Annotated in this window: 1 protein-coding gene; it reads right to left on the bottom strand. The window is 43.3% G+C overall.

The annotated features are described in order from the left end of the window. Positions 1-345 (bottom strand): aminopeptidase P family N-terminal domain-containing protein (locus AAHB12_RS31345; RefSeq protein ID WP_342048952.1); only part of this gene is annotated, 345 nt, incomplete at its 3' end. Positions 346-448 lie beyond the last annotated feature (103 nt).

The raw sequence follows: 448 nt of genomic DNA, 5'->3' as shown, positions 1-448 counted from the left end.
GCCCAACACACTCATCGCAGAACTGCCGTGTGCGGATGGAATTTCGCTGCTTGGAAGGAAGAAGACAGGATCGCGTCCAGGCACCAAGTACATTAACATCGGCTGCGGATACACACCATCGATCGTACGGTAATTTACTAGCCAGCGGATGTTCGACATACGGTAGCAATCACCGAATACGATTAGGGCATCCAAACCCTCTTCCTCGATCTTTTGATGAGCAAGCTCAACGCGTGCTTTGTATTCTTCGTTCGTAATTGTTTCACCAGGGCCTTGGAATTCACCGTAACGGATTAATTGTTCAAATCTACCAGGTAACCATTTTAACGCTGCTTCTGAGATCATGTTTTTATTCTCCTTTTCAATATGAATTTTTAATGTTATATCTCTAACCTATCTCACTACAAATCTACTTATTTAGAATTTCATGCAGGATGCTCCGTTCGAT

The organism is Bacillus sp. OTU530, from assembly GCF_038440375.1.
This window is presented reverse-complemented; position numbering and strand designations above follow the sequence as displayed.